The sequence below is a fragment of the Microcoleus sp. B4-C2 genome (assembly GCF_036705265.1).
Taxonomy (GTDB): domain Bacteria; phylum Cyanobacteriota; class Cyanobacteriia; order Cyanobacteriales; family Microcoleaceae; genus Microcoleus.
In genome coordinates this window covers 1-17,533 of record NZ_JAUBUB010000017.1, presented here as the reverse complement: position 1 = coordinate 17,533, position 17,533 = coordinate 1, and the positions used below count along the sequence as shown (strand labels likewise).

Sequence of the window (17,533 nt, the reverse complement as noted above, 5' to 3'; positions counted from 1 at the left end):
TTTGCTCATCTACAGTCGCCATTATAACCTCATATTAAGAAATGTAAAAATAGCTTGTGCTTATTCACATCATAAGCAGATCTTGTTTTTTGTCTGTCTTCAAAACAACATTGTTGAAATTTAAAGGCTCAGGGGGGTGCCTTGGAGACAGGCGCGATCGAGCAAAGCTCCATCCCAAACGGTTTGTTCGATCATGGCGCAAAGCAAATTAGCCCCGGTCAAGTTAGCGCCGCGCAATACGGCTCCATTCAGGATCGCTTCTTCCAAGTCAGCTCCCGATAAATCAGCGCCGGATAAATTGGCATGGCTCAAATCGGCACCAAGCAAAATTGCCCTAGCCAAAGCAGCGCCCCGCAAATCGGCGCCCCGCAAATCGACACCGCTCAAATCCAAATTGCCGATGGATGCCCCCGTCAAAAAAGCACCCCCAAAACTGGCGTCGCGGACTAAAGCGTTAGCGAAGGAAGCTCCCCGCAAATCGGCATTCCGAAAATCTGCCCCTCGCAGGTTGGCGCCGCTCAAGTCAGCGCCGCGGAGGTTGGCTCGCAATACGGCCCGCTGCAAGTTAGCGCCGGCGAGATTAGTTCCACTCAAGTTGGCTTGAGACAAGTTAGCACCGGCGAGATCCGCTCCCGCTAAGTCTTGGCCGGCTAAATCAGTGCCGGCCAACATCAAAATTTTGCCTTTGCGTATGGCTTCGAGGTCATTAGTCATTAGTCAGTTGTCAGTTGTTGGTTGTCAGTTGTTGGTTAACAGTCAACAGTCAACAGTCAACAGTCAACAGTCAACAGTCAACAGTCGAGTTATTTTATAATGCCGGAGCGGCCGAGGTCGTTCGATCGCCCTCCTCCAACCACACGTTAGGCAGTTGGCTTGGGCGAGTTGGTAACTCCATCAAACCAATTTCTGTCATTCTGACGACGTTGCTGAGAGTTTCCAGCAAAGCCGGATCGAAGCGAGTGCCCGACAGTTCGCGGCACTGTTCCAAAGCTTCGCTCAAACTCAAAGCCGGACGATCGCCACGTGGTTGAGTCAGTTCTTGAAAATAAGCGACTAACCCCAAAATCCGCGAAGTCATCGGTATCGCTTCGGCTCGCAAACCCTCTGGCCTGCCGCTGCCGTCCCAATATTCGAGTTTATGCTTGACAATTTCCGCTACAGGTGCTAGTTCCGGCATTGCTTGCAGCAGTTGGGAACCAATGAAACTGCGATCGCGCCAAAACGAGAAAGTTGCTTCGTCAAAAGCATCGGGAGTGCGATCGAACACCTCATTCGGGGCCGAAATTAAGCCGACTCGAAATAGCAATCCAGCCAGCCGCAGCCTCCGCAACTGCAAAGCCGGCAAATCCAGCAGTTGACCCAAAGTTTCCGACAAAGCCGCCACCTGCAAGGACGCTGTAGGATTTGAGGTATCGCGTTCGTCCACGCGCTGGGCCATTCGCAGAAAAGCTTGAAGTTTGTTAGCGTTCAAATTACGACTGACACGCAAAGCTTGACCTTCCAATTCCCACAACTCGCGGGTTTGGCGGTTAATTGCTACCATTTGCTGCTGAGAACTTTGCAGGTAAGTGACTATCCGCGATACCACGCCACTAATGTCGGCCAAGGGCGGGCCTTTGGTTGCCAGGATTTCGTGGTACATTTCCAGCAAACTGTCGGCCAAGGGAGAGTTGTAATATCGCGTCTGTTCTATAAAAATTTCAGCAGCAGCCGACACCAAAGACTGGTCAAACGACCACAAGCCGTAGAACTTTCGTTCTGTATCTACTTCAGGCTTGCCTTCTGGCAAGTATTCTTGGTCTGAAAGTTCGCGACAAAGCACCATTGCTTTGTATGTCGGGGCGAGGATGATTAAATTCCATTCTTGAATTATGGGATCGCTCTCATCAAGATTTATTAAAGATACATTTTCTAATTGCCCGGTTTTGTGGGTAGCGAAACCGCTGTCGGCTACTGCACCGATGACAACGCGCCTAGAGGCATTAGCAATATCTAGGTAGCGATCGGCTTCCTGTAAATACCATTTACCCTGCTGAAACGTTACCAAAACTAAGGGTTGGAGTTCACTCTTGTCCCCGCCACTGGTTTGCAAAATGTGGTCTTCTAGGGCGTGACATAGGGCTACTAGGGTGTTTTTGAAGTATACCCCGTAGCTAGAAGGCAGTTTTCCGTCGGGAAGTGTAGCTTGTAGTCTAGCGAGAGTTGATTCTGAATTCATTGCAAATGGCGGTGCCGGCTCTTAACTTAATTGTAGCGGGCGATCGAACTTCTCGAAAAGACTTTTGGCAAAAATCCGAGTTTTTGAGTTTTTACCGCTTCGCAACCGAGTCAATCGATTTTAGATTTTAGATTTTAGATTTTAGATTTTAGAATTGACCCACGGATAAGTTCGGGGGTTCCTTTATCGGATACAGGTTTTTTATTTCTCCGTCCTGAGTCTGCGAAGGAATGAATCCGGCGGCTTGTATCCTGGATGCTTTCGGTCAATGTAGAGTGCGCCGAAGACTACCTGATTAATTTTAGCAATTTTCTGGAAACCCTCTGTCTTTGGCTGAGTTTTTTTCAGACGAGAAACCTCCCAAGAGGAAGACGCTAACTCAATTAGGTATTAACTACTATTTGAAAACAATATTATTAGGAATTCTGAGCGTGCTTCAACAAAATAGAAGTTTAGGGGAACAGGCGATCGACAAAGTGGCCGAGATTGCTATTGCTAGCAAATTAGACGAATCCGAAACTTTGTCTGTCACAGTTAACACCGATCCGGGCCAGCTAGCCCAGGGAGAAGTAGAGGCCGTTGCGGTTGAGGGCAAAGGATTGGTAATGCAACAAGATTTGCGCGTGGAAGAATTGCAAATTCACGTCAAGGATATTGCTGTCAATCCCCTCACCGCTATGTTTGGTAAAATTGAACTGAACGGGCCTGCCTTCGGTGGGGCGCGCGCAGTTTTAACAGAAAGCGATATCAACCGCGCTTTTAATTCCGAATACATCAGCAGGAAACTGAAAAACTTAAAAGTTACTGTTGAGGGACAACTGCTGACAATAGACGTTAAAACTATTGAGTGCCAATTGCTAGCCGGAAAAATCGCTTTAAATGCTGAGGTATTGGTACGGGAAACTGCCTCAACTGAAAAAATTTATTTTACAGCAAAACCTGAGATCGCAGCGGGCGGTTGGGCAATTTCTCTTCAGGATGTCGAGTATCCCGAAAACAAGGAATTTTCGCCGGAGTTAACAGCAGCTTTGGCGGACAAGGCTGGTGAGGTTTTAAACTTGCGAAATTTTGAAATTGAGGGAATGTCCCTGCGAATTCAGCAGCTAAATGTGGAAGCTGGTGTGCTAACTTTGCAAGCTGAAGCGAAAGTAGAACAATTCCCTAATTAGGAGCTTGTAGGGTGGGTCAGAAACAAAAAAGCTCTTCAATTCCAGCAACTATTGGAACTGGCGCACCCTATGATTATGCTTGGCTTTGGAAAAATCTCCGCCGTTGATGAAATCCCTCTAAAGTTATAAAAAAGTCGATAGCAACCGGCACCAAAATATCACCGCCGTTAGAGGCAGGGATGGGGACTTAACTTTTACTCTTAACAAGTAGTAGTAAAAAATTGGAAAAGTTTTGTGAACACTGTAACTGCTTTTTTTGAAAGACTGCGTATCGGTCAATTTTTGAGTCAATTGTTGACTGTATTTATGGCAGGTGTGCTGCTGTTTACCAGTACCGCTTGCAATGCGGGCGATGTTCGAGGAGCTCGGCCTGAGAATCCTCCCGTTCAAGCTGGAGGAATGAATAACCCTCACAAGGGTGGCGGTGATGGATACACGAATTATAAAACCTCCACAGATCCTAAAGTAAATCAGTCCCCTGCTCAAGCAGAAAAGAATCGGGCTGATTTGGCGATTATCGGCGATCGTCTCCTGGCTGCGACTACCGCTGAATCTAATTCCTCAAAGCTGCTTTATCCGGGTTCTGCACCGATGGAAACTGACAAGTTCGACCTCGAACTCGGCGGAGATAAAACTCTGTTAGAAGCGCCAGACGGACAGCCGGCTAAGGCTCAACCCGTATTCGATCGCAGCGATCCCGATGCCAATATTTTAGAGAGAGTAGGCGCCGCCTTTAAGGATGCTTCTGGTTTCCTCCAAGATAGCGCTGAAGATGCCAAGGAAAGCTCGGTTACGAAACTCAATCCGCTGCAAAAATAAGCTAGCATAACTGGCGCGGTATCGCCGATTTGTAGGGGTTTTTTCAGAATAGCCCCTACACTATATTCACAAGATTTACCCAGAAATTCTATATCTGTCTTGGACGCAGAATCTCTAGGTGCGCTGGACGCACCTTACCCTATATTAATCCTCTAAAATTACTTTTTTCGTAAGTCCTGTATATCTATGGTGCTTATGGCGCACCTTACGTTATATGTATCATGTAAAACTACTTACTTTTTTCGTAAGCCCTGTATATTTAGGATGCTTAGGGCGCACATTACCGATATTTGATATTTTAGATGGGGATTTTAAATTTCTAGGACTTGTGCAAAAAATGGGAAAATGAACCATTGAAATTGCAGCGCTCCGGCTGGCAATGACAAACTCGCACTGACCGAGTTTTCTCATTAATTAATGCACAAGTCCTGCTTTTATTCCTCTAAAGAAACTTTGTTTTATTTACCTTTGGAGTCAGAAACATCAGCAATCAAATCGTCTTTATCAACTTTCGGTACAAAATCAGGGCGTTCTTTGGATTCCCAACCGGGTGGGCGCTTGGAGTTGTACCAGGCGATCGACCCGATCGTAACTGCGGCAATAAAGCCAGCGACAAGAACTGCTATTGGGGTCGTCAAGCTGACATCTGTCATGATAGTTAAATCCTTATCTACTCTACTTTTACATTATCTTAAGTGTTAATGCCGTTTGGTTGATATATCGGAAGACAGAAAAATTGACAGAATTGCCGTCATAATGTTTAGAGGTTGAAAATAGGAGAGCTGATTTTATGCGGTTGGGGACAATAGCATTGCTGTTGGCTGCTAGTTTCAGCTTGGGTGCTTTACCGCTAACGGGATGGGCGGTGCGAGTGTTTAGCCGCCGAGATTTGAGGGCGCTGGGCACGGGGAATGTGGGCGTGTCGGCTGCTTTCATTCATGGGGGGAAATTAGCGGGAATTGCTGCGGTGTTGGCGGAAATTGCCAGGGGTATTTTGCCGGTTTTGGCGGGGCGATTTTGCTTCCCGGATGCACCTGCGATCGCGATCGCCCTGTTAATTCCTCTAGTTGCGGGCAGATATGCGATCGCCGGAGGTGGAGGCGTGACCAATGCTGTTTGGGGTCTTTTGGTATTTTCGCCGCCGGTGGCTGTATCATCGGGCATTTGGGGGCTGCTGGTGTGGGGTTTGGCACAGCGGTGGTGGGGTGAGGGCGATCGGGCGAGACTCTTTGCTTCCCGTTGCGGGTGTCTGTGTACCCCAATCTGGGTTTGGGTGTGGCGACAATCAATGCCGGAATTTTTAGCAGCAGCAGGATTAGCTTTGTTGTTAGCAGCAATTAATTTCAGTCAAGGTGATGATATGGCTTTATCTAAATCAGAACAATTGTTTTCTCTTGATGACTCGTTAGATGCTGCAATCTGCGGTGATAAAGCGGCTAAATTGTCTCAACTCAAACGAGCCGGGTTTAATGTACCTGCTGGTTTTATATTGCCATCGAAGGAAGAAGGAAGAGGGAAGAAGGAAGAAGGAAGAAGGAAGAGGGGAGAAGGAAGCAGGAATGAGGAAAATGCCGATCGACTGTTAATCAGTAATTCTGTAATCCAAAATCTAAAATCCAAAATCCAAAATCGAATGATTGTGCGCTCTTCTGCTGCAGGAGAAGATGGCGATACGAGTTCAGCCGCCGGACAATATCAAACTATTGGCCCTGTTTTCACTGAAGCAGAATTACTCGACGGCATTAATCGCTGCCGCCAGTCTTATTGGACTTCCGAAGCAGTGGCTTACCGCCGACAGCGACAATTGCCAGACACCAAAATGGCTGTATTAATTCAGCCTTATATTGACAGCCAATTTGCGGGAGTCATGTTCAGTCGCAATCCTTTAGATGGCGGTTCCCAGGTAATTATTGAAGCTTTACCGGGAGGAGCAGAAGCTGTTGTCGGCGGACAATGTACTCCGGTTCATTTAGAAATTGATTTTAGTCAACCTGAATCATTAGAAAAAAAATTAACTGAAGTTCAAAGTAATTCAATTATTGCTCAATCCATTTTAGCAGAATTGGTGAAACAAGCCCAAGCTATTGAAGCATTTTTTCACGGAGTCCCGCAGGATATTGAATGGAGTTGGGATGGCGAAAAAGTTTGGATTTTGCAAAGCCGCCCAATTACTAATTTGCAGCCTTTTTGGACGCGCACTATTGCAGCAGAAGTGATTCCCGGTGCAATTCGCCCGCTAACTTGGTCGATTAACCGGCCGCTGACTTGTGGGGTTTGGGGGGAGATTTTCAAGGTGGTTTTGGGCGATCGCGCCAGTGGCTTAAACTTTAATGAAACGGCAACTTTGCTGGGTTCTCACGCCTATTTTAATGCGACTTTGTTGGGCGAAATCTTTCGGATGATGGGATTGCCGGAGCAGGGTTTGGAATTTTTGCTGAGAGGGCAAAAGATGGGCAAGCCGCCTTTGGGGAAGATTTTGCCTTCTTTGCCTGGTTTGTGGCGTCTGGTGCAGCGAGAAAGGGCGCTCAATGCAGAATTTAAGGGCGATCGTAGTTCTATTTTCCTCCCGGCACTGCAAAGTTTGGAGAAGGAAGAAGGAAGAGGGAAGAAGGAAGAAGGAAGAGGTTGGAGCGAAGAAGAAATATTAATGCCCAATGCCCAATGCCCAAGGCTCGATTATCAATATTTGTTGGAATTGTTGGAGAGAGCGGAGCAAATTCAGGAGTGGCTGAAACCGATTACTTACTACAATATATTAGGGCCGATCGGGCTGGCTATTCGCAAGGCAATTTTTCGCGTTAATGATGACTGGCTGGCTAATGACAGCGCTCCTGAAATTGCTTCGGTGCGAGCTTTACAGCAGTTGGCTCAGAAATTGCGACAAGCTGCTGTTTCGCAGCCTGACGAAACTGGTTCAGTCGCAGATTTAGCACAGACATTTGCGGAAACTCCGGCTTTACAAGCAGATTTTGAAAAGTGGCTTGATATTTACGGATATTTGAGCGAGGTGGGAACGGATATTGCGGTTCCTACTTGGCGAGAACAACCGGAAGTTTATCAAAAGTTGCTAATAAATATGGCTCAAAAAGCCGAAACTAATTTAGTAGTTGAAAAGCGTGAAACAAAATTGACTTTTTCGCAGAAGTGGCGATTAGATAAATGTCAAGAAAGAGCTCTTGTCAAAAACGAAATTAGCGAAATTTACGCGCGGTTGTTGGCTCATTTACGGTGGACTTTTTTGGAGATTGAAGCTTGCGGATTGGCAATGCAGGTGTTTCAGGAAAGCGGGGATATTTTTTATCTGGAATTTGGGGAGATTCAGCAGTGGATTCGCAGCGGCGCGAGTGTTTCTTTTCAAGATACAATTAGGGAAAGGCGCCAACAGTTAAAAGCCGATCGCGATCGCCCGATTCCCCCTGTTGTCTACGGCAATTTGCTGCCAAATTCTCACAGAAGGGCGATCGACTCCGCAACATCGGAAACTAATATCATCCAGGGAATTCCAGCAAGTATTGGTAGTGTCGAAGGCTTTGTCAAGATTTGCCGCACCGCGAGCACGGATTTAGGAGAAAATGCGATCGCAGTAGTTCCTTACACCGATGCAGGTTGGGCACCGCTGCTATTAGGAGCAACAGCAATTATCGCCGAAGTTGGCGGCCAACTATCTCACGGAGCAATAATCGCTCGCGAGTACAAAATTCCCGCAGTTATGAATATTTCTGAAGCTACAACTCGCTTCCGAGACGGTCAAAAAGTGCGAGTAGACGGGTATCTCGGCACTGTAGAACTGCTGGAATAATTAGGAACAGGCAAGATGCCTGTTCCACAAAGAGTTGATTTCTTGTGGAACAGGCATCTTGCCTGTTCCTAAAAAGATTATTGAAAATGGTGCAACATCTCAGCAATCTCGTAAACCCGTCCCAACTTTCCTAGGCTGTTAAGAAATTCTGGAGAACATAATTCCCCAGATTTCTACCCGCACTCAAACCATTTACGTTAGCACTCATGAAATGAATCCCTCCGTAAATTCGACTTATACCCGATTCGTCGGCCGCTTCGCTGAAGTTTTGATAGGTTCGCAAAGTGTTGACAGATGGATCACCTCGATCGGCAAAGCCGTAATCTGAACCAAATACAGCACTCATAACAGGATCAGCGGCACCACTAAAGGTACTGTGGCCCGAGGTATACTCAGGGAACGGCGGAGTAGTTAGCAGAGGCGTCCACAGGGGGTCGGCTGTCGTGTTGGGATTGTTGTCTGTGTCAGCTTGGCGGATAGCTGTCAGCGGCCGCCATAAATTGTACTGGTACTTGGCATCCCAGCAACTAATAGCTGCATCGGCGAGAGCAATATTCAGCAGGGCGAATAAGCGGGCGCTATCTTCTAAGGATTGACCAGTGAGAGTCGCTGTTTCTTCGGCGATTTGGTTCCAGTGACCCGGAGGGGTAAACGTCCCAGCGCCGTTGGCCCAGAATTTGGCGATGACTGTTTGGTCTGGGGTGCGTGTGAGGCTGTCACTTTTGCCGATTTCTTGGACGTAGTTAACTTCCTCTGCGTACTTCGCGCTGTCAAGGGCGGGCGGGCCGGGCGGGCGGAACTGAGAACCGCTAGTCATGGCAAAGGGAGTAACTTCTCCCCACTGTGGTGCCAGCGGGGCGGCAAGGGCGGGGGGAGTCGGAACCCAACTGCCAAGGTTGCTTGAGGGGTTGTACTCCACTACTTTGGCGATGCCGTCTTTATTCCGCAAACTGATAATTTGGTCGGCAACTTGCTGTCCGAGGGCAATCCCGTCTTCTTTAGCTTTGCCGTCGGGAATTTTTGCTAGAGATGATGCGTATACTTCGTTGAATGTGGCTGCTTGCGCTGGGTAGACGCTGACTAAGACGCGGTGGGCGGCTGCGGCTGTGGCAGCTTCTGCTGATGTGCCTGCTGGTGCATCTATGTTGACCTGGTAAGGGCTGTATTTTTTGCTGATCGAGTTAACAGCATCGTAAATGGCTGCGTGAACCATTGCCATGTTGCGTGAGGCGAGGGGAGGCGCGGTGTTGCCTGTCCGCACTGCATTCAGCATGACTCCGTTCCACTCAATGACAGGGTTTCCCGATAGCTGATTGGTGAATTGGTCGCGGTTGATTGTGTTGCTGTTGACTCCTGCCAATACTACTAAATACTCGCCCGTGAGTTTGTCTTGAATTACGGTGCTGTTGCTGTTGACTCCGGTGCCTTGCTGGATGTTTAAATCTTCAAAGCCCAGGCCGTCTAGCAATCGAATTTTGTCATTCCCGTTGCCGAAGTCGGCGATGTAGTCGGCTGTGACTACAGTTGGGCCACCGCTGCCTTTAGCAATGGCAAATATATCATCGCCTGTGCCACCACTCATGGTATCGCTGCCTGCGCCACCGTAGATGAGATCGTTGCCGGAATCGCCACTAATTAGGTCGCTGCCTTTGCCCCCCCAGAGGATGTCGTCGTCTGCACCGCCAATGATAGTATCGTTGCCTTGGTCGCCGCAGATTTTGTCTTTGCCGACATCGCCTTCGAGATAGTCGTCTCCGCTGTTGGCATAAATTATGTCGTTGCCATCCAAGGCGTTAAATCTGTCTGGTTGGATGGTTCCTTCAAGATAGTCAAAGTTAGGACTGGGGGTCAGGGATGCCATGTTTATTTATTGGATATTTTGATTAAAGCGCAAAGGTTCGTACCATCTGTAGATGCTTAGGTGTGTTTACCCCTTATTTAATAATATTAAACTTTCTGGTTGAGACGTAAACGTCACAACCAAGCTTTATTTAAAATTTAACGGGCTTTTTATGAAGTTTTGCGCTTTGAATATCCGTAAATATACAGACATTAAAACTGACTCAGATACTGCAAGGTTGCTAATTTTTCACAAAAAAAACAGTTTTTTTATATTTAGAGCAAGATACTTTTTACCAGCATAAAAGGCGCGGATTGTGTAACTGAGTAAGTAAATATTTATTAAGCACTCCTCAAAGCTGCGATCGGGTCTAGTTTGGCGGCTTGGCGGGCGGGGACAACGCCGAAGAAGAGGCCTACTGCACCGGATACACTGACAGCCAGGGCGATCGCCACGGGTGATATTCCAGCTTGCAAAGGCGTGAAATTACCTACAAGCAAGATACCGCCGACACCTACGCAAGTACCGACTATCCCTCCGGCAGCGGATAAAATTACAGCTTCGACAATAAATTGAAATAAGATGTCTTGTTGGGATGCGCCGATCGCCTTTCTGAGCCCAATTTCCTGAGTGCGTTCGCTAACGGACACAAGCATAATGTTCATAATCCCAATTCCGCCGACTAATAGGGAAATGCTGGCAACAGCAGTTAACATCAGAGTCAAAGCGCCGGAAATGGCCCCCATTCTTGCCATTAAATCTTTCTGATTTCTGACAGTAAAATCATCTTCGGTAGTAATTTTGTGCCGCAATCTCAGCAGGTTTTCCACCTGAAATTGCGCCGCGTCCATTTGCGATTCATCTTTAATCGAAATAAATATCGATGTGACAGCCAAACCGTAGGGAGATGTGCGCCCGACTATGCGATTGGCCATTGTGGTGATCGGCACAGCGGCGGAATTATCAAAATTCGTACCAAAAGATGTGCCTTTGGGCGCCAATACTCCAATTACTTTGACGCTGACATTTTTGATCCGCACTTGTTCGCCCAAGGGATTTGTATTGCCAAAAAGTTTCTCGGCCAATTCTGAACCGAGCACTACAACTTGGTTACTTTGCTTAACATCAAGTTCGGTCAAAAACCGCCCTTTTGCCATTTCAAAGCTTCTAACTTCTAGAAACTCTGGAATTGTGCCAAAAATTAGAGACGAAACATTTTTGTTGCTGTAGCGAACTATTTCGGAACTGTTAAGTTCTGCTGACACGCCTTGAACGGATGGGACTTGAGTTGCGATCGCCTTTGCGTCTGGCAGTACGAGAGTTTGAGGCGCACTTGAGATGGTACTTCGCCTCGCGTTGGGAACTCCAGGCCTCACGATTAATACATTTGTACCCAGGGATTGAACTTGTCCTGCTACAAATTTTTGAGCTCCTTCTCCAATTCCAATCATCGCAATTACTGAGGCATTGCCGACAATCATCCCGATCATTGTTAAACTGCTGCGAGTTTTGTTGGCTAGTAGCGTTTGACCGGCCATTTTGACGCTTTCAATAAAATTCATAATTTGGGAATTGGGAATTGGAAATTTAGAATTGGGCATCGGGCATCGGGCATCGGGCATCGGGCATTGGTAATTGAAACCAACAAATAACCAATGACTAATAACTAATGACTATTGACTTCTTAAGCACTTCTCAATGCCACAATCGGGTCTAATTTAGCAGCTTGTTTTGCAGGTACGATGCCGAAAAATAAGCCGATACTACCGGAAACACCGACTGCAAGTGCGATCGCCATTGGGGAAACACTAGCTTGCAGAGGAGTAAAAGCAGCGACTAAAAGCACGCCGCCGATACCGAATCCAGTGCCGATCGCCCCGCCTGCCGCTGACAAAATCACAGACTCGATCATAAACTGAATCAGGATATCTTGCTGAGAAGCTCCGATCGCCTTTCTCAGCCCAATTTCCTTCGTGCGTTCAGTAACCGAAACCAGCATGATATTCATAATCCCGATGCCGCCGACAAACAGCGAAATTGCCGCCACGAAAGCCAGCATCAACGTCAAAGCACCAGTAATACTGCCCAAAGTATTCATTAAATCTTTCTGGTTGCGAACAGTAAAATCATCTTCTTTTGTAATTTTATGACGCAACCTGAGCAAATTTTCTATTTGAAATTGGGCTGCTTGCATCATACTTTCATCTTTAATGGAAACCGAAATAAATGTTACTTTTGTACCGTATGGAGACGAGCGACCAACAATTCGGTTTGCCATTGTTGTCAGCGGCAAATAAACATTCATATCTTGATTGTCGCCAAAACTTGAGCCTTTAGCCTGCATGACACCAATCACTTGAAAAGTCGAGTTTTTGATGCGGATGTATTGACCAAGTGGCGGTGTATTACCAAACAATTGTTCGGCTGCTTCCGATCCTAAAGCAACCACATTTTCTTGTCTTTCTAAATCTAATTTGTTTAAAAATCGACCTTGGGCAACATCAAAGCTTCTGACTGTCAGAAACTCTGGGGTAGTTCCGACAATGGAAGATGAGACATTTTTGTTGCGGTAAGTAACGAGTTGACTATCATTGAGAGTTGGTGCGACTTCTTCGACAGAAGCAACTTGAGATGCGATCGCCTCTGCATCTTCCACTACTAAAGTCTGGGGCGGAATCACCGGGCGGCTTTGTGCTTCAGGACTTCCGGGAATAATAAATAGCAAGTTTGAACCCAGAGAGTTAACCTGTCCTTCGATAAATGTTTGAGCTCCTTCGCCGATACCGATCATCGAAATGACAGAAGCATTGCCGATGATAATTCCTAACATCGTCAAGGTGCTGCGAAGCTTGTTTGCCATCAAAGTTGTGACAGCCATTTTGACGCTTTCAACAATATCCATAATTCGATTTTAGATTTTAGATTTTAGATTTTCGATTGGGGATTATTCGATTTTAGATTTTAGATTTTAGATTTGGGATTGGATTATTCGATTTTAGATTTTAGATTTGGGATTTGGGATTTGGGATTGGGATTATTGGTGTCAACTTAATATTTAAACCCATAATAAACTCGCTTGTAGCCGAGCCTCGATCCCCCTAAATCCCCCTTAATAAGGGGAGTAGGGGTTGACTTTGAATACTGTTGTCCCCCCTTCTTAAGAGGGACTTTGACTGCTCTTGTCCCCCCCTTCTTAAGGGGGGTTAGGGGGGATCTCCGGGGAAAGAAAACACCCTAGAGCGATCGAGATAAATAATACCCCATGCCCTATGCCCCATGCCCTATTTCTGATTCTTGATAATATCCTCCAGCTTTTTACCTTGAGGAAGTTCGGTAAAAACGCGATCGCCCGCTTTTGCACCCTCCAAAATCTGAATCTTGTTGCCAATAGTCGATCCAACCGTAACAGGCTTAAACTGCGGCTGTTGTTTCTCATCAGGAACCAGCACACCAGTTTGACCTTTATTAGTCACAATTGCCACCGTCGGCACAACTAAAGCATTGCTCAGCTTTTGACCAACAAATCTCAAATCTACATTCATCCCCGATTGCAGCGAATCTTTGCCCGTATCAATGGCAACTCGCACTTGAAATAGCGTCACATCCCGTTCCTTAACAGCTTCCGGCGCAATTAATTTAACGCGACCTTTAAACACTTTATCTGGATAAGCATCAGCCACTATTTCAACTTCTTGACCCGATTTAATTTGACTGATATCAGCCTCCGGGACTTTCGCCAAAACCTCCACATCTCTAGCTAGAGCGACAATCGATGTCGAAGTTGCCGAAGTAGCTTCCGATGCCGAAGTGGCCGGAGTTACAAAAGCTCCTTGAATGGCGTATCTTTGGGTAATAATTCCAGCAAAAGGAGCGCGAACTTTCGTATCTTCTAACTGCACTTCTTGAAAGCGGACTTGAGCTTGAGCTTCCTCTAATTCAGCTTGAGCTTGAGCTATTTCTTCCGGGCGAGAACCGTTTTCTTGTGCGGCCAATTGACTTTTGGCTTCAGCAACTGCTGCTTCGGCTTTGGCGATTTCTTCTGGACGGTTGCCGTTTTCTAGCTGCGCTAATTTGCTTCTAGCTTCGGCAACTTCTGCTTCGGCTCTCGCAATTTCTTCGGAGCGCGTGCCGTTTTGCAATTGGTTCAATGCTTGCTGCTCGACTTGCACAGCAGCTTGCAGTTGCTTAATTTGCGACTCCCGACTTTCTTGTAGTTGTTGCAGGCGTCTTTGAGATTCTATTAATTTAGCTTGGGCAGTGCGATTTTCTTTAATTAATTCATCCAGTTTATCTTTAGCCAGAGCACCTTCTTCAACTAAAGGTCGGTTGCGTTCCACCCGTTGAGCTGTTAGTTCGGCTTGGGCTTTACTCGAGTCAATTTGCGTTTGTGCTTGGGCAATTTCTTGTTTGACACTACCAGTTTGAGCGTCTGCTAAACGAGCTTGAGCTTGGGCTAAACGAGCTCGCCCTTGGCTGACTTCTTCAACACGGCTGCCGGCTCGCAGTCGTTGCAAGCCAGCTTGAGTTTGCTGCAAGCGGGCTCTGGCTCCTGCCACTTCTTCAACGCGGCTGCCGGCTTGGGCTTGCGCGAGACTGGCTTCGGCTTGATCTAAGCGCGCTCGGGCGCTGGCGATGTCTTCCGATCGATTCCCGGCTTCAATTTTGGCGAGTCTAGCTCGCACGCTAGCTTCGCGGGCTTTAGCTTGAGCGAGTTGAGCTTCTACATCGCGGCTTTCCATGCGGGCCACGATTTGTCCTGCTTCGACTTTATCGCCCTGTTCGACAAATAATTCTGCGATCCGGCCGGAGCCTTTAGGGCTGAGATTCACGCGCTGTACCGGCTGCACTGTGCCGCTAGAGGTGATCCGCACCGTGAGGTTTTGCGCCTCCACCGGCACTGTCATAGTGGCGATCGCATCTACTTTCGGCTGCGATCGACTTTTTGCTATATATATTGTGGTCGGTACAGCTAGCAACCCGGCTGCAACCAACCCAATCGCCCACCGCTGCGGTTTGCGCGCGGGTTTCTTCGGAGACTGCTTTTGGGCGGTTTTTTTATCTGCAATTTTGGTCTCTGCGGCCTTGGTGTCTACAGTCTGATTGGTGTCTACAGTCTGAGTATCTTCCACCTTGACCTGAGCAGTTTCCTTTTTAGGGCTAACGATCATACCGACTCACCTAATTTAATCTCAGGATTACCTTAAAGGTAAAATTTTTGCTGATGCTTGGCATCGTCTTTCAGACTCATCCGATCGGGTGATTTCAAAAAAGTTCCCCAACCCGCACCTGTAAACAATTATAGCTAATCTTTGCAAGTTATTAAAAAATGTTAAGTTTTTTCAGCCAAAAGAGGTGGATCTAAACAAAATCGCTCCCGGCTGCTGGCAAATAAAAATATATTTTAATAAATAATATCATTTTTGGGAGATCGGGGCGTGCTCCTCAGCAGCAACAAAGGCCGATCGGGCAGCGGGCGATCGACTACAGTACGTCATTGCGGACTCGTGTTAGCTATCGCAGCGGGATCTGCCAGTGCTAAGCTCGTAACGACACAGTATGGACACACTTAATTCTCATAAACCCGGTTTCACGGTTAGCGGTGCGTAAGTCCTGAATACATATCCGCCCTGTCCCCACAACAGGTTAAAATATTTTTCAAATCCGTTAAAAATGGAAAATAAAAACAATGAATCGTCCTCAAAGCGTAACAGTTTTGGCAATATTGCAGCTAATTAGCGGCGTCTTCAGCCTCCTTGACGGCTTGTTCATCTTACTTTTTGCTGGCATTTTTGGCGGTATCGGTGCGGCTGTCGGCGGGGCGAAAGTTGGCACTGTAATCGGGGGCTTCATTGCAATTTTTGCGGGAATCAGTTTTATTTTAGGCCTCCTCTCCTTACTCTTAACTTGGGGTTTGTTTCAACTCAAAAATTGGGCTTGGACGGGAACGTTAATTGTCCATATCATCGCCACCCTCGCGCAAATTGCCAAAATGTTTGGCAGCGGCGGTACAGCAGTCAATTTTTTAACTCTGGGTTTTGCTGTGGCTAGCATTTACTACCTCTTGCGGCCGGATGTTAAACAAGCATTTCGTGTCTGATTTCCTTTAAATTAACGGTACTGAATTCTCGGATCGAAAAAAGCATAGGAAATATCAACCGCCAGATTAATCAGTACAAAAGTCACAGACACAAAAATTACTCCTCCTTGGACAATTGGGTAATCCCGCGTCAGAATACCGCTATAAATCCAAGAACCAATTCCCGGCCACGAGAAAATCGTTTCAGTCAGAATAGCGCCGCCTAAAAGAGTGCCGAACTGCAAACCGATAGTTGTGACGATCGGCAAAAACGCATTTTTCAAAGCGTGTTTCAAAATCACCCAATATTCCGGCAATCCCTTCGCCCTCGCAGTGCGGATGTAATCTTGAGAAAGCACTTCCAGCATCGCAGAACGAGTGATGCGAGCTATAATAGCCAGGGGAATAGTTCCTAAAGTCAAAGCTGGAAGGATTATATGGGCGATCGCATCCCGAAAAGCCGCCAAATCCCACCTCAGCAAAGAATCCAAAACATAAACACCCGTAATCGACTTAAAACCAAACCCCAAATCTACACTAATCCGCCCGCTAGGAGGCAGCCATTTCAGATAAACCGCAAACAAATAAATCAACATCAATCCCAACCAATAAACCGGCAAAGATACGCCAATTAACGAACCACTCATAGCGAGATTGTCCAGCCAGCTATTTTTCCGAACAGCCGCCAAAATCCCCGCCGGAATTCCAATAATAAGTGCCACCAACATCGCCACCACAGACAGTTCAAAAGTAGCAGGCCAGCGACTTGTAATTTCATCAATTATCGGAATACCGCTAATAATGCTATTTCCCAAATCCAAGCGCAGCAAACTCCATAAAAAAGCTAAATATTGCAAAGGCAAAGGCTGATTTAAACCTAATCTCCCTCTCAAAATTTCCACCTGTTCGGGAGTTCCCCGTTCTCCCAAAAGCACTGTAGCTGGGTCTCCTGGTATCAAATGCAAAAATATAAATACTAGCAGAGTGATTCCGAAAAGGACTGGGAATAGTCCTAGTAAACGTTTAACAATGTAATTAATCATTTTTTTAAAATAGATTCTATCGGCTCGGATTTTGCTGCATTTTCACATATCGTTATATGGTTGGTACAGCCGGATTTTACGAAAAATATTTGTAGTAACGAAGGATATGGATAAACCCGCCTTTTATTAGGGAACCGCGAAGAGAAGAGGGCGGGTTTATGAATCTACTAAATTATTTCATATATTTCTCGTAAAACCCGCCCCTTGTATCTTAAAAGAGTGAGTCAGGCGATTGCCACGTCATTGATTAGATCATACCGACAAGTGGGCGATCGTACCGACAAGTGGGCGATCGAGCCGACAAGTGGGCGATCGAGCCGACAAGTGGGCGATCGTACCGACAATCAGTTGATCGTACCGATGATCAGTTGATCGTACCGACAATCAGTTGATCGTACCGACAATCAGTTGATCGTACCGACAATCAGTCGATCGTACCGATCGACGAAGTGAATCTAAAGAAACAAGGAAAGTTTTGTAGAAACGGTTCTGTAACAGGCGAAAGTGTGAGCAAGAGGACATCAGAAATCGGTGAAGTTGGCCCGCCCCTTAGACTAAATAAGTCTGTT

General features: G+C 46.7%; 13 protein-coding genes. 5 read left to right on the top strand and 8 right to left on the bottom strand.

The window, feature by feature from the left end:
* Positions 1-120: 120 nt before the first annotated feature.
* Positions 121-714, bottom strand: coding sequence for a pentapeptide repeat-containing protein (locus QUB20_RS08170; protein WP_333241443.1), 594 nt, complete (start codon positions 712-714; stop codon positions 121-123).
* 94 nt (positions 715-808) lie between these two features.
* Positions 809-2,218 carry an HD domain-containing phosphohydrolase gene (locus QUB20_RS08165; protein WP_333245472.1) on the bottom strand — a complete coding sequence of 470 codons (1,410 nt, stop codon included), beginning with the start codon at positions 2,216-2,218 and terminating at the stop codon, positions 809-811.
* 431 nt (positions 2,219-2,649) lie between these two features.
* Here QUB20_RS08165 and QUB20_RS08160 point away from each other — a divergent pair, with 431 nt between their 5' ends.
* Both QUB20_RS08160 and QUB20_RS08155 read left to right on the top strand, forming a co-directional pair.
* The gene (locus tag QUB20_RS08160; protein ID WP_333245469.1) at positions 2,650-3,387 is read left to right on the top strand and encodes a DUF2993 domain-containing protein; all 738 of its coding nucleotides are present in this window, start codon (positions 2,650-2,652) and stop codon (positions 3,385-3,387) included.
* Positions 3,388-3,621: 234 nt separating this feature from the next.
* Positions 3,622-4,206: a DUF6658 family protein gene (locus QUB20_RS08155; RefSeq protein WP_333245465.1), complete on the top strand. Its 585-nt coding sequence runs from the start codon at positions 3,622-3,624 to the stop codon at positions 4,204-4,206.
* Between the two features lie 458 nt (positions 4,207-4,664).
* Here QUB20_RS08155 and psb35 read toward each other — a convergent pair whose 3' ends face one another.
* On the bottom strand, positions 4,665-4,859 hold the full coding sequence (psb35, locus tag QUB20_RS08150; RefSeq protein WP_333157259.1) for a photosystem II assembly protein Psb35: 195 nt from the start codon (positions 4,857-4,859) through the stop codon (positions 4,665-4,667).
* Between the two features lie 137 nt (positions 4,860-4,996).
* On the opposite strand from psb35, the gene QUB20_RS08145 reads away from it, so the two are divergent.
* Complete coding sequence (locus tag QUB20_RS08145; protein WP_333245461.1) at positions 4,997-8,005, top strand: glycerol-3-phosphate acyltransferase; 3,009 nt, start codon at positions 4,997-4,999, stop codon at positions 8,003-8,005.
* A 130-nt stretch (positions 8,006-8,135) separates the two neighbouring features.
* Here QUB20_RS08145 and QUB20_RS08140 read toward each other — a convergent pair whose 3' ends face one another.
* From QUB20_RS08140 to QUB20_RS08125, 4 genes are all read right to left on the bottom strand, one after another.
* Positions 8,136-9,866, bottom strand: coding sequence for a chemotaxis protein CheB (locus tag QUB20_RS08140; RefSeq protein WP_333245458.1), 1,731 nt, complete (start codon positions 9,864-9,866; stop codon positions 8,136-8,138).
* 320 nt (positions 9,867-10,186) lie between these two features.
* The gene (locus QUB20_RS08135; RefSeq protein ID WP_333241486.1) at positions 10,187-11,407 is read right to left on the bottom strand and encodes an ABC transporter permease; all 1,221 of its coding nucleotides are present in this window, start codon (positions 11,405-11,407) and stop codon (positions 10,187-10,189) included.
* A 122-nt stretch (positions 11,408-11,529) separates the two neighbouring features.
* The gene (locus QUB20_RS08130) at positions 11,530-12,747 is read right to left on the bottom strand and encodes an ABC transporter permease (protein WP_333056064.1); all 1,218 of its coding nucleotides are present in this window, start codon (positions 12,745-12,747) and stop codon (positions 11,530-11,532) included.
* A 379-nt stretch (positions 12,748-13,126) separates the two neighbouring features.
* Positions 13,127-15,013, bottom strand: a complete 1,887-nt coding sequence (locus QUB20_RS08125; RefSeq protein ID WP_333245455.1) for an efflux RND transporter periplasmic adaptor subunit — start codon at positions 15,011-15,013, stop codon at positions 13,127-13,129.
* 518 nt (positions 15,014-15,531) lie between these two features.
* Between QUB20_RS08125 and QUB20_RS08120 the strand changes: the two genes are divergently transcribed.
* Positions 15,532-15,942 carry a hypothetical protein gene (locus tag QUB20_RS08120; RefSeq protein ID WP_333241423.1) on the top strand — a complete coding sequence of 137 codons (411 nt, stop codon included), beginning with the start codon at positions 15,532-15,534 and terminating at the stop codon, positions 15,940-15,942.
* A gap of 11 nt (positions 15,943-15,953) precedes the next feature.
* Here QUB20_RS08120 and QUB20_RS08115 read toward each other — a convergent pair whose 3' ends face one another.
* Positions 15,954-16,964 carry an ABC transporter permease gene (locus QUB20_RS08115; RefSeq protein ID WP_333245452.1) on the bottom strand — a complete coding sequence of 337 codons (1,011 nt, stop codon included), beginning with the start codon at positions 16,962-16,964 and terminating at the stop codon, positions 15,954-15,956.
* Between the two features lie 243 nt (positions 16,965-17,207).
* Here QUB20_RS08115 and QUB20_RS08110 point away from each other — a divergent pair, with 243 nt between their 5' ends.
* Positions 17,208-17,336: a hypothetical protein gene (locus QUB20_RS08110; protein ID WP_333245449.1), complete on the top strand. Its 129-nt coding sequence runs from the start codon at positions 17,208-17,210 to the stop codon at positions 17,334-17,336.
* Positions 17,337-17,533 lie beyond the last annotated feature (197 nt).